Source organism: Acuticoccus sediminis (genome assembly GCF_003258595.1).
GTDB lineage: Bacteria > Pseudomonadota > Alphaproteobacteria > Rhizobiales > Amorphaceae > Acuticoccus > Acuticoccus sediminis.
Genome location: NZ_QHHQ01000004.1, coordinates 62,510 through 75,040, shown reverse-complemented (window position 1 = coordinate 75,040; position 12,531 = coordinate 62,510). Strand labels below are relative to the sequence as shown.

General features: G+C 68.5%; 10 protein-coding genes. 3 read left to right on the top strand and 7 right to left on the bottom strand.

The genetic code is table 11. The features are described 5' to 3' along the window. Positions 1–442: 442 nt before the first annotated feature. The 7 genes from DLJ53_RS18535 to DLJ53_RS18505 form a co-directional block, all read right to left on the bottom strand. Positions 443–1,678, bottom strand: a complete 1,236-nt coding sequence (locus DLJ53_RS18535; RefSeq protein ID WP_111348001.1) for a phenylacetate--CoA ligase family protein — start codon at positions 1,676–1,678, stop codon at positions 443–445. 113 nt (positions 1,679–1,791) lie between these two features. Next, positions 1,792–2,616 carry an ABC transporter ATP-binding protein gene (locus DLJ53_RS18530; RefSeq protein ID WP_111347999.1) on the bottom strand — a complete coding sequence of 275 codons (825 nt, stop codon included), beginning with the start codon at positions 2,614–2,616 and terminating at the stop codon, positions 1,792–1,794. An 85-nt stretch (positions 2,617–2,701) separates the two neighbouring features. Beyond that, positions 2,702–3,931, bottom strand: coding sequence for an ABC transporter substrate-binding protein (locus DLJ53_RS18525; RefSeq protein WP_111347998.1), 1,230 nt, complete (start codon positions 3,929–3,931; stop codon positions 2,702–2,704). Positions 3,932–3,999: 68 nt separating this feature from the next. Further along, complete coding sequence (locus DLJ53_RS18520) at positions 4,000–5,061, bottom strand: branched-chain amino acid ABC transporter permease (RefSeq protein ID WP_111347996.1); 1,062 nt, start codon at positions 5,059–5,061, stop codon at positions 4,000–4,002. A gap of 1 nt (position 5,062) precedes the next feature. Next, complete coding sequence (locus DLJ53_RS18515; protein ID WP_111347994.1) at positions 5,063–5,956, bottom strand: branched-chain amino acid ABC transporter permease; 894 nt, start codon at positions 5,954–5,956, stop codon at positions 5,063–5,065. Beyond that, entirely contained in the window at positions 5,953–7,938 is a 1,986-nt protein-coding gene (locus DLJ53_RS18510) for an AMP-binding protein (RefSeq protein WP_111347992.1), read from the bottom strand. Before DLJ53_RS18510 ends, DLJ53_RS18515 begins: the two co-directional genes overlap by 4 nt. Next, a complete protein-coding gene (locus tag DLJ53_RS18505; RefSeq protein ID WP_111347990.1) occupies positions 7,938–8,759 on the bottom strand; it encodes an ABC transporter ATP-binding protein in 822 nt (273 codons plus the stop codon). The genes DLJ53_RS18510 and DLJ53_RS18505 overlap by 1 nt, the downstream gene beginning before the upstream one ends. Positions 8,760–9,067: 308 nt before the next feature. Here DLJ53_RS18505 and DLJ53_RS18500 point away from each other — a divergent pair, with 308 nt between their 5' ends. The 3 genes from DLJ53_RS18500 to DLJ53_RS18490 all read left to right on the top strand — a co-directional run bounded on the left by DLJ53_RS18500 (position 9,068) and on the right by DLJ53_RS18490 (position 12,528). Beyond that, the gene (locus DLJ53_RS18500) at positions 9,068–9,685 is read left to right on the top strand and encodes a TetR/AcrR family transcriptional regulator (protein ID WP_111347988.1); all 618 of its coding nucleotides are present in this window, start codon (positions 9,068–9,070) and stop codon (positions 9,683–9,685) included. Beyond that, positions 9,682–10,830, top strand: coding sequence for an isovaleryl-CoA dehydrogenase (locus DLJ53_RS18495; protein WP_280525518.1), 1,149 nt, complete (start codon positions 9,682–9,684; stop codon positions 10,828–10,830). Before DLJ53_RS18500 ends, DLJ53_RS18495 begins: the two co-directional genes overlap by 4 nt. A gap of 90 nt (positions 10,831–10,920) precedes the next feature. Next, a complete protein-coding gene (locus DLJ53_RS18490) occupies positions 10,921–12,528 on the top strand; it encodes a carboxyl transferase domain-containing protein (protein WP_111347984.1) in 1,608 nt (535 codons plus the stop codon). Positions 12,529–12,531 lie beyond the last annotated feature (3 nt).

Sequence of the window (12,531 nt, the reverse complement as noted above, 5' to 3'; positions counted from 1 at the left end):
CGGCGGATTCGGGAGCCGACCCCACGGCGGACTTGCTCATTGTCGCCAGCTCCAACTCGTCGCCCTTCGGAACGTCCACCACGACGCATAGCGCGCGAAGCCTGCCCGGGGAGCGCGCCCCGGGGCCGGTTCGCTCCGGCGCCTGTGCGTCGACCGGCGGACGCCCGTTCCCAACCCCTGGTATCCGTGACGATGTCCTCGCCATCGGTCGCGTACACGCAACTCTTAAGCAGAACATCCTATGGTTGCGATGATCGGTCAAGCCCGGGGTGCACGGTTTTCATCCGAAATTTGGGCTGATTTTCCTTGTATTTATGCTTCGGTTTAAGCGGTCTCGTCGATCCTCGCGCGGATGGAATACACGCATGCCGCGCACCCTCGCGGCACCTTCCGGCGGCGGGACGGCGGGGTCGGCACCGGTGGCGGCGCGCCGGGCGGGCGGTCAGGCCTCGAGCTTGCGCACGTCGTCGATCACCTTGCCATCGTTGGGAAGGCTGCCCGGATCGACGAACGCGACGTCGCCCCGCACGCGGCATTCGGTGCGGATCGCTTCGGCGACCGCGGCGGCGAGCGCCTCGTCGCCATCGGCCACCTCGACCTTGAGGAGAACCTTGTCCGCGCCGCCGTCCTCGTCGATGACGAGCCGGGCGCGATGCACGCGGGCAAAACGGTTGACGATCGCCGCCACCTGGCGCGGGTGGACGAACATGCCGCGCACCTTCGTGGTCTGGTCGGCGCGGCCCATCCACCCCTTGAGGCGCCTGCCGGTCCGCCCGCAGCTGCTCGGCGTGTCGAGCTCGGCCGACAGGTCGCCGGTCGCGAAGCGGATCAGCGGGTAGGCGGCATTGAACGTCGTCACCACGACCTCGCCGACCTCGCCCGGCGCGACGGGGTCGCCGGTTCCCGGCCGGACGATCTCCACCACCGCGTCCTCGTCGAGGACGAGGCCCGCGCCCGGCTCGGTCTCGTAGCCGATGAGGCCCAGCTCGGCGGTTCCGTAGCACTGGCGCACCGCGATGCCGCGCGCCGCGTAGAACTCGCGGAGCGACGGGAAGAGGGGGCCGCCGGTCACCATCGCCCTGGCGATCGTCCCGGTCTCGATGCCGTGCTCGTCGCCCTTCTCCAGAATGGCCTTCAGGAAGTCCGGCGTGCCGACATAGCCGGTGATGCCGAGCACCGGGATCGCGCTCGCCTGGGTCTGCGTGTTGCCGACGCCGGACGGGAACACCGTCGCCCCGAGCGCCGCCAGCGCGTGGTCGAACATGAAGCCCGCCGGGGTGAGGTGGTAGGCAAAGGTGTTCATGACGATGTCGGCGGACCGGAACCCCGCCGCCCACAGCGCGCGCTCCATGCGCCAGTGCGGATGCTCGGCCTCCGGCTCGGCGATCGGGCCGGGGGAGAGGTAGAGCCGCTTGAAGTCCGCCGCCGGCCGGGTCGCGAGGCCGCCCAGCGGCGGCGCCTTGGCCTGCAGGTCGATGAGGTCGGACTTGTAGAGCACCGGGAGCGCCGACAGCGCCTCACGCGACAGGAGGGTGTCGGGATCGACGTCCGCCAGTGTCTCGCGGTAGTGCGGCGAATGGATCTTGGCGTGGCGGACCTGGGCCCGGAGCGCGTCCATCAGCGCCCGTTCGCGGGCCTCGGGCGACCGGGTCTCGCGCTCGTCGTAGAACTCGCTCATCGACTTTCCCCTGGGACGGATCCCGCGTTATCGGACGCCGTGGGGCGCGATGCTGCGGCCCGCCATCACGGCGTCAGGACATCTGATCCGCGCTCGGTCGAGCGCAGGATGCGCTAGAGCCAGCGCTTGCGCCGGCGGAAGCTCTTCACGGCCTTGAACGAGCGCCGCTCGCCGCCGCCGAGGTAGAACTCCTTCACGTCCTCGTTCTCGGACAGCGCCTCGCCCGTGCCGTCCAGCACGATCTTGCCGTTTTCCATGATGTAGCCGTAGTCCGCCGCCTTCAGCGCCATGTTGGCGTTCTGCTCCACCAGCAGGATCGACAGCCCGAGCTCCTTGTTGAGCCGGCGGATGATGCCGAACACCTCCTTCACCAGGAGCGGCGAGAGGCCCATCGACGGCTCGTCCATCAGGATGAGCTTGGGCTTGGCCATCATCGCCCGGCCGATCGCCAGCATCTGCTGCTCACCGCCGGAGAGGTAGCCCGCGAGGCCCTTCCGCTCGCGCAGGCGCGGGAAGTACTCGTACACCTCCTCGATGTCGTGCTTCACGTCCGCGCCGGGACGGGTGAAGGCCCCGAGCCGCAGGTTTTCGGTGATCGTCATGTCCTGGACGATGCCGCGCCCCTCCATCACGAGGAAGAGCCCGTTCTTCACCTTGCGGTCCGGTGAGGTGCGCGTGACGTCGACGCCGTCGTAGTGGATCGTGCCGCGGGTGACCTCGCCGTCCTCGGTATGCAGGAGGCCGGAGATCGCCTTCAGCGTGGTCGACTTGCCGGCGCCGTTGGCGCCCAGCAGCGCGGTGATCTGGCCGCGCCTGGCCGCCATCGACATCCCGCGCAACACCAGGATGACGTCGTTGAAGATCACCTCGACGTTGTTGAGCGCGAGGATGTCGTCGGTCGCCACGTCGGCGGCGGCGATGGGTTCGGCGAGGGCCATGGGCGTCTCCGCGGAAGGGGTGCGACCCTGAGGTTCGAGGGATCCGCGGCGCCCGGACGGTATCCGGACGCCGCGGGAGGTGCCGTTACTGGCCGAGCCAGTCCGCGCGGCGCGGCAGCTCGATGACGTCGAGCTGGGTGATCTCGGCCTTGCCGTCGACGAACGAGCCGGAGTTGATGGTGACGCTCATGAGGCCGCGGTGGTCCTCAGGCGTCCAGGTCACGGGGCCGCACACGCCCTCGAGGCCCTCCGGCACCCAGTCGGACTTCTGGTAGAAGCCGTCGCGGATGTTCTTGCCGGTGAGGCCGCCGTTGGCCTTGGCCCAGTCCATCGCCTCCTTCATGTAGTAGGCGGCGCACACGGCGCGGACGTAGTGGTGCGTCGGCCGCTCGCCGACCTGCCCGTCGCCGTTCTCGAGGATCTTCTTCACCAGCGCCATGCCCGGGACGTCGGCGCCGTAGAACGGCGTCGAGGACGGGAAGACGAGGTTCTGCGCCTCGGCCGCTTCAACGGTCTGGTAGTCGCCGGCCCAGGGGTTGCCCATGTAGGTCGCCTCGACGCCGACCGTGTTGCAGCTCTTGATGAGCGACACGACCGAGCCGCCGAGGTTGCCCATGTAGACGTACTGGGCGCCCGAGTTCTTGATCGTCAGGCACTGCGCCTTGAAGTCGCCCGGCGCGAGCGGCACGACCACCGGCGGCGCCACCGTCAGGCCGATCTCCTCGGCGTGCGCGGCGCAGGCCTCCTTCGGCGCGTTCGGATAGGGGTGGTTGTCGCCGGTGTGGATGAAGGTCGGGTTCTCGATGCCCTTGGCGTCCGCGTCCTTCTTCGCCCACTCGACCAGCGCCCGGCAGGCGTCGGAGTAGGAGGGGCCGTAGAAGAAGTTGTACGGCGCCGGGAGCTTGGTGTTCGGGTTGGTGCCCTTCGGGTCGGTCAGGTGCGCCGAGTAGGAGCCGGACATGTTGGGGATCTCGTCGCGCGTGACGAACGAGATGAGCGCCTCGGTGTCGGCCGTGCCCCAGCCCTGCAGCGCGACCATGCCGTTGCCGACCCAGCGCTTGTAGAGGGCGATCGCCTCCGGAACCTTGTAGCCGTAGTCGACGGTGTCGAGGTCGACGATGGTGCCGTCGATGCCGCCGTCCGCGTTGATCTGCTTGAAGGCGTCCGACACGCCCGGGCCAAACTGCTTGCCGACGAACGAGGTGGCGCCGGTATAGTCGGCGAGGTGCCCCACGAGCACCTTGTCCTGCGCCGCCGCCGCACCCGCGGTGGTGACGAGGAGGGCGGCGGCGAGCGCCGTCTGAATGGCTTTCATGCGTTCTCCCATCGATGCGGCTTGTGGTTGGGACCGGATGGCTGCCGCGCGCCGCCCGGTCTTTAGGGTCAGTGCGAGAAGGGGAAGAGCTTCCAGGAGGCGCGCATCAGCCGCCAGCGATGGATGAGCCCTTCCGGCTCCAGGACGAGGAAGAGGACGATCGCCGCGCCGACCGACATCTGCTTGATGTACGCGGTGCCCTGCGCGATCGAGGGGAAGACGCCGGCCATGCCGTTGGCGAACACCTCCATCGCCTGCGGCAGCAGGAGGATGAAGGCCGCGCCGAGCAGCGATCCCGACACCGAGCCGAGGCCGCCGATGATGATCATCGCCAGGAACTCGATGGACAGCAGGATCGTGAACCCTTCGCCGGAGACGAAGCCGAGGTAGTGCCCGTAGAGCGCCCCCGCGATCCCGGCGAAGAAGGACGAGATGCCGAAGCTCATGATCCGGTAGCGGGTGAGGTTGATCCCCATCATTTCCGCCGACAGGTAGTGGTCCCGGACCGCGACCAGCGCCCGCCCGTCCCGCGTGCGGGTCAGGTTGGAGACGGCCAGGAACGACACCACCACCCAGAAGAGGACGAGGTAGAAATACCGCGCGTCGTTGTTGATCATGAGGCCGAACAGCGACGCCGTCTCGGCGAGCGCGCCGTAGGGACCGCCGGTGAACCAGGCCGCGCGGGCGAAGAAGTCCTGCAGGATGAACTGCGAGGCGAGCGTCGCGATGGCGAGGTAGAGCCCCTTCAGCCGCGCCGCCGGAATGCCGAAGATCATCCCGACCGCGGTGGTCAGCAGCCCCGCGAGCGGCATCGCGATCAGCACCGGGATGCCCTTGGAGGCGAAGTAGGCGGACGCGAACGCGCCGAAGCCGAAGAAGGCGCCGTGGCCGAGCGAGATCTGCCCCGTCATGCCGGTGAGGACGTTCAGCCCCAGCGCGGCGATGCCGTAGATCCCGATGAGGATCATCTGGCTGAGGAGGTAGTTCGAGCCCCACAGCGGCACCGTGAGCGCCGCCAGGACGAGAAGCAGCGTCAGCCGGCTTTCGAGGTGCGTGCGGAAGAGGGACGTGTCGGCCGCGTAGGAGGTGCGGAAGTCGCCGGCCGGGCGGGGATTGGGGACGTGCGCCATCTCAGACCCGCTCGATGTCCGGCGTACCGAAGAGGCCGTAGGGGCGGATCATCAGGATGACGATCAGCACGTAGAACGGCGCGACCTGGTACATGTTGCCCCAGTGGAGGTACTGCCCGTCCGCGAACTCGGCCATGTTTTCGAGGAGCCCGATGGTCAGGCCGCCGACGATCGCGCCGACGATGGAGTCGAGCCCGCCGACGATCACCGCCGGGAAGACCTTGATGCCGATGATCGCGAGGCTGTTGGAGACCGCCGAGACGAGGCCGATGACGACGCCGGCGATCCCGGACACGACCGCCGAGATCGCCCACGCCATCGCGAACACCTGTCCGACCGAGACGCCGAGTGACTGGGCGACCTGCTGGTTGTAGGCGGTCGCGCGCATCGCGAGGCCCCACCGCGAGTAGCGGAAGAACCAGAAGAAGAGGCCCATCACGATGAGCGACAGCACGAGGCTCATCAGGTAGGCGGTCTCGACGTTGAGGCCGCCGATGGAGACCGTGCCCTGGTCGAACACCGGTGGGAAGCGCACCGCGTTGTTGCCCCAGATCCAGTTCATCAGCGCCTGCATGAAGATCGAGAGGCCGATGGTCGCCATGATGATGGAGATGATCGGCTCGCCCACCAGCGGGCGCAGCAGCACCACCTGGACGAGGATGCCGAAGAGCATCATGAAGACGAGGCTGAAGATGAAGGCGAGCCAGAACGGCAGCCCCATCTGGATCACCAGCGACAGGCAGACCCAGGCGCCGAGGACCACGAACTCGCCCTGCGCGAAGTTCACCACCTGCGTGGACTTGTAGATGAGCACGAAGCACATCGCGACGACGCCGTAGAGCATCCCCACGATCACCCCGTTGACGAGGAGCTGGACCAAAAGCTCGCTGTTCACTCTGCCGCCTCCCCATGGGCACGGTGCGCCTCGGGCTCCGGCGCGCTCTTCAGCGTCTCGATGGCGAGCGTCGTTACCACGCGCTGCTTCGAGCCGTCCTGGAAGTGGATCACCGTGTCGATGTCGACGTGATCGGCGCCCGAGTAGATCGTTTCGATGATGGTTTCGTATTTCTCGGCGATGACGCCGCGGCGCACCTTCTTGGTGCGCGTCAGCTCGCCGTCGTCCGCGTCGAGCTCCTTGTAGAGGAGCAGGAACTTGGCGATCCGCTGGTGCTCTGGGAGCGTCGCGTTCACCCGCTCCACCTCCTGGCGAAGGACGTCGTACACCTCCTTGCGGGAGGCGAGGTCGGAGTAGGTGGTGAACGAGATCTTCCGCTCCTCCGCCCACTTGGCGAGGATCGGGAAGCGGATGCAGATCATCGCCGCGAGGTACGGCCGGTCCTTGCCGAGGATCACCGCCTCGGCGACGTAGGTCGAGAACTTGAGCTTGTTCTCGATGAACTGGGGCGAGAAGCGCACGCCCTTCGACGTCGTCGAGAGGTCCTTGATGCGGTCGACGACGACGAGCTGGCGTCCCTCGGTCAGGTAGCCCGCGTCGCCGGTCTGGAACCAGCCGTCGTCGGTGAAGCTCTCCGCCGAGGCCTCCTCGTTGCGGTAGTAGGCCGTCATCATGTGCGGGTGCCGCACGAGGATCTCCCCGAGGCCCTCGGCGTCGGGGTCGCGGATCGTGAGAGTGACGCCCGGCATCGGATAGCCGACGGTCTCGTTGTCGACGTCGCCGGCCTTGTGGATCGTGTGGGCGCCGAGCGCCTCGGTCTGTCCGTAGAGCTGCTTCAGCGGGACGCCCATCGCCTCGAAGAAGCGGAAGGTGTCGGGCCCCATCGCCGCGCCGCCTGTCGCGGCCGACTTGAGGCGCGAGAAGCCGAGCCGGTCGCGCAGGTGGCGGAAGAGCAGCGCGTCGGCGGCGGCCGACCGGCGGTGCAGCTCGGCGGCGGCCATGCCCTTCTTCACGCCCCAGTCGTAGATCGCCCGCTTCCAGCGCGTGGTGTCCATGATGCGCGCGCGGATGTCGGCGGCGACCTGCTCCCAGACGCGGGGGCTGAAGAGGACGAAGGTCGGGCCGATCTCGCGCAGGTCGGCCATCGTGGTGGCCTCCTCCTCGACGAAGTTGACCCTCATCCGGGCGAGGAAGTTCCAGGCGACGGAGTACATCTGCTCCATCACCCAGGAGAGCGGGAGCACCGCGACGTACTCGTCGTTCGGGCCGCGCGGGTCGGCGCGCAGGTACGTCTCGGCGTGGCCGAGGAGCGCCGCCGAGGTCCACATCGCGAGCTTCGGGCTCGAGGTCGTGCCGGAGGTGGTGCACAGCACCGCGACGTCCTCGCCGCGCGTCGCGTCCACCATCTGCGACCAGCGGTCCGGATGGGCGATCAGCGCCTCGCGGCCGGACGTCTCGAGCGCGCGGATGTCGATCAGGCGGGGGTCGTCGTATTTCCGCATGCCGCGGTCGTCGGTGTAGACGATCACCTGCACGGAGGGGATGGCGTCGCCGAGCGCCAGCAGCTTGTCGACCTGCTCCTCGTCCTCGGCGACGACGATCTTCGGCTCGGCATGGCCGAAGAGGTGGCGGATCTCATCCTCGAGGGCGTCGCGGTAGACGCCGAGGCTCATGGCGCGGCAGGCGTGCGCGGCGACCTCGCCCCAGACCCACTCGGGCCGGTTGTCGCCGATCAGCGCGACCACGTCGCCCGGGCCGAGCCCCAGTGCGGCGAACGCGGCGGCCATGGCCGAGACGTGGTCCTCGACCGCGGCCCAGTCGTACTCGATCCAGATGCCGAACTCCTTCTCGCGCTGCGCGACGTCGGCCGGGTGGCCGGACGCGTTGCGGCGGAGGAGCTTGGGGAGCGTGTCGCACTCGGCGACCCTGGCGGGGGCCGGGCCCCAGGCGATCTCGTCGCCGGCGATGTCGAGGCGGGCCATCAAACGCCCTCCATCTCGGAGGAGGCGAGGGCGTCCAGCATCTCGTCCTCCTCGCCGAGGTAGGCCTTCTTCACGTGCTCGTCGGCCAGCACCTCCGCGGGCGTGCCGCCGGCGATCTTCTGGCCGAAGTCGAGGACGATGACGCGGTCGGAGAGGTCCATCACGACGCCCATGTCGTGCTCGATCATGACGGTGGTCATGCCGAACTCCTCGGAGAGAGCGATGATGTAGCGGGCCATGTCCTCCTTCTCCTCGAGGTTCATGCCGGCCATCGGCTCGTCGAGGAGGATGAGTTCGGGCTCGATCGCCATGGCGCGCGCCAGCTCGACGCGCTTCCTGAGGCCGTAGGAGAGGGTGCCCGCCGGCTCGCCGCGCACATGCTGGATCTCGAGGAAGTCGATGATCTCCTCGACGCGCCGCCGTTCGGCGAGCTCCTCCCGCCGCGCGCCGCCGACCCAGTAGAGCATCCCGGTGAGGACGTTGTTCTTGAGCAGGTGGTGGCGGCCGACGAGGATGTTGTCGAGCACCGACATGTGGCCGAACAGGGCGAGGTTCTGGAACGTGCGGCCGATGCCGAGCCGGGCGCGATCATTGATCGACCGCTTCAGCAGCGAGGCGCCCTTGAACTGCACGTCGCCCTCGGTCGGCCTGTAGCGGCCGGAAATGCAGTTCAGCATCGAGGTCTTGCCGGCCCCGTTGGGACCGATGATCGAGAACACCTCGCCCTTGTTGACGGTGAACGAGACGTTCGTCAGTGCCCGCACGCCGCCGAAGCGGAGCGACACATCGCGCACGTCGAGCAGCGACTCGCCAGGCTCCAAATTCGTCCTCCCTGCCGTGGCCCTCTTTGCGGGACTCTCGGCTGTTGGTCCGCCTCGCGGCGGGGATGCGTCTGCCGTCCGCCAGAGCCGCGCACCCCGTCCCCCGGGGTGCAGCGGGCCCTTTCACACAGATCGTCACAGGGTCGGGAGCGGCGGCTTGTGGTGGTCCGCCGCGCCGTCGAAACGCGGTGTCCGAACGTCATCGGCTTGGCCTATGGCGTTGCATGAGCCATTCGAACGCCGCAACCCTGCCATGCTTGACACGGAGGTTCAAGAGGTGAATGAACGATCGTTCACTGGATGCGGACATGCTCGATAAAAGCCAAGGCACCCGCGAGGTCATCCGCCAAGCCGCCGAGCGTCTGTTCGCCCGGAAGAGCTACGGCGCGGTGTCCATGCGCGATATCGCCGGCGCCGTCGGCATCCGCCAGAGCGCGATCTACAACCACTTCCCGTCCAAGCAGGCGATCCTGGCCGATCTCATGGTCACCCACATGGAGAGCCTGCTCGACGCCTGGGAGGAGGCACGGCTCGAGGACGCGCCGCCGACGGAGCGCCTCGCCAACTTCGCCCGCTTCCACATCGCCCACCACTTCGACCAGGCGACCGCGGTCTTCATCGCGTACATGGAGCTGCGCAGCCTGGAGGAGGACAATTTCGCCGCCGTCAACGCCATGCGCCGCCGCTACGAGCTGGCGGTCCGCCAGATCCTCGCCGACGGCGTCGAGGCCGGCGTCTTCCAGGTGCCCGACGTCAATGTCGGCGCCCGGGCGCTCATCGCCATGCTGACGGGCGTGACCACGTGGTACCGCGAGGGCGGCCGCCTCTCGCGTGAGACCATCGCCGAGATTTATGTTGAGATGACACTACGGAGCGTCGGCCTCGAGACCGGCGCCGGGAGGAGCCTGTGTTCGACAAGACCATGAACTTCGCGCTCGGCGAGGATATCGACGCCCTGCGCGAGATGACGCACCGCTTCGCGCAGGAGCGGATCGCCCCGCGCGCGGCCGAGATCGACGCGACCAACGAGTTCCCGATGGAGCTGTGGCGCGAGATGGGCGAGCTCGGCCTCCTCGGCATCACGGTGGAGGAGGAGCTCGGCGGCTCGGGGATGGGCTACCTCGCCCACTGCGTCGCCATCGAGGAGATCTCCCGCGCCTCGGCCTCCGTCGGCCTTTCCTACGGCGCGCACTCCAACCTGTGCGTCAACCAGATCCGCCGCAACGGGACCGCCGAGCAGAAGGCGAAGTATCTTCCGGGCCTCATCTCCGGCGAGCACGTCGGCTCGCTGGCGATGTCGGAGCCGGGCGCGGGGTCGGACGTCGTCTCGATGAAGCTGCGGGCCGAGAAGCGCAACGACCGCTTCATCCTCAACGGCACCAAGATGTGGATCACCAACGGGCCGGACGCGTCCACGCTGGTCGTCTACGCCAAGACCGATCCGGACGCCGGGCCTAAGGGCATCACCGCCTTCCTGATCGAGAAGGGCATGGCCGGCTTCACCACCGCCCAGAAGCTCGACAAGCTCGGCATGCGCGGCTCCAACACCTGCGAACTGGTGTTCGAGAACTGCGAGGTCCCCTACGAGAGCATCCTCGGCGAGGAAGGGGGCGGCGTGCGCGTCCTGATGTCGGGGCTCGATTACGAGCGCGTGGTGCTGGCCGCCGGGCCGCTCGGCATCATGGCAGCCTGCCTCGACGTGGTGGTGCCCTACGTCCACGAGCGCGAGCAGTTCGGAAAGCCCATCGGCGAGTTCCAGCTGATGCAGGGCAAGCTCGCGGACATGTACGTCACGATGAACGCCTGCCGCGCCTACGTCTACGCGGTGGCCGCCGCCTGCGACCGGGGCGAGACGTCCCGCAAGGACGCCGCCGGATGCATCCTCTACGCGGCCGAGAAGGCCACGCAGATGGCGCTGGAGGCGATCCAGGCGCTGGGCGGCAACGGCTACATCAACGAGTACCCGACCGGCCGCCTGCTGCGCGACGCCAAGCTCTACGAGATCGGCGCCGGCACCTCCGAGATCCGCCGCATGCTGATCGGCCGCGAGCTCTTCGCCGAGACGGCGTAAGGCGCCGGCCATGTCCAACCTTCCGCTCCGTCCCCGCGCGGTTCCCGGCCGTGCCCGCACGGCCGCCTGCCGCGCCGCCAAGGGGGTTTCATGACGATCCTGACCTCAGCCATCTCCGCCCGGTCCGAGGCGTTCGCCACCAACCGCGCCGCCATGCAGGCGCAGTTCGACGTGGCCCGTGCCGTCGCCGAGACGGCCATCGCCGGCGGCGGCGAGGCGGCGCGCGAGCGGCACCTCAAGCGCGGCAAGCTCCTGCCGCGCGACCGCGTGCAGGGGCTCCTCGATCCCGGCTCGCCGTTCCTCGAGATCGGCCTCTTCGCGGCGAACGGGATGTACGGCGACGAGGTGCCGGCGGCGGGGGCCATCGCCGGCATCGGCCGCGTCATGGGCCGCGAGGTGATGGTGCTCGCCAACGACGCGACGGTGAAGGGCGGCACCTACTACCCCGTCACCGTGAAGAAGCACCTTCGCGCGCAGGAGATCGCCGAGGAGAACAATCTCCCGTGCGTCTACCTCGTGGACTCGGGCGGGGCGAACCTTCCCAACCAGGACGAGGTGTTCCCGGACCGCGACCACTTCGGCCGCATCTTCTACAATCAGGCGCGCATGTCGGCGAAGGGGATCCCCCAGATCGCCGTCGTGATGGGCTCCTGCACGGCCGGCGGCGCCTACGTGCCGGCAATGAGCGACGAGACCATCATCGTCGCCAGGCAGGGCACCATCTTCCTCGCCGGCCCGCCGCTGGTGCGTGCGGCGACGGGAGAGATCGTGACGGCGGAGGACCTCGGCGGCGGTGACGTGCACACGCGCCTCTCGGGCGTTGCCGACCACCTCGCCACCGACGACGTCCACGCCCTGGAGCTCGCGCGCCGGGCGGTCGCCAACCGCGCCCAGCCGCGGCCCGGGTCCGTCGTCCTCGCGACGCCCGAGCCGCCGCACTACGACCCCGCCGAGATCATGGGCATCGTCCCCGCCGATCCGAAGACGCCCTACGACGTGCGCGAGGTGATCGCCCGCGTCGTCGACGGCTCGCGCTTCGACGAGTTCAAGGCCCGTTACGGCACCACGCTCGTCTGCGGCTTCGCCCACATCTGGGGCATTCCGGTCGGCATCATCGCCAACAACGGCGTGCTGTTCGCGGAAAGCTCGATGAAGGGCGCCCACTTCGTGGAGCTTTGCTCGCAGCAGAAGATCCCGCTGGTCTTCCTGCAGAACATCACCGGCTTCATGGTCGGCCGGGCCTACGAGGCGGGCGGCATCGCCAAGCACGGCGCCAAGCTGGTGACGGCGGTCTCCACCACGGCGGTGCCGAAGATCACCATGCTGATCGGCGGCTCCTACGGGGCGGGCAACTACGGCATGGCCGGCCGCGCCTACCAGCCGCGCTTCCTGTGGACGTGGCCGAACTCGCGCATCGCCGTCATGGGCGGCGAGCAGGCCGCGCGGGTTCTCGCCATCGTCCGGCGCGACGGCATCGAGCGGCGCGGCGGCACATGGTCGGACGAGGAGGAGGCGGCCTTCAAGCAGCCCACCATCGACATGTTCGAGCGCCAGTCCAACCCCCTCTACGCCTCCGCGCGCCTCTGGGACGACGGCATCGTCGACCCGGTGAAGACGCGCGACACGCTCGGCCTGTCTCTGGCCGCCACCCTCAACGCGCCGATCCCGGACACCCGGTTCGGCCTCTTCCGGATGTGAGGC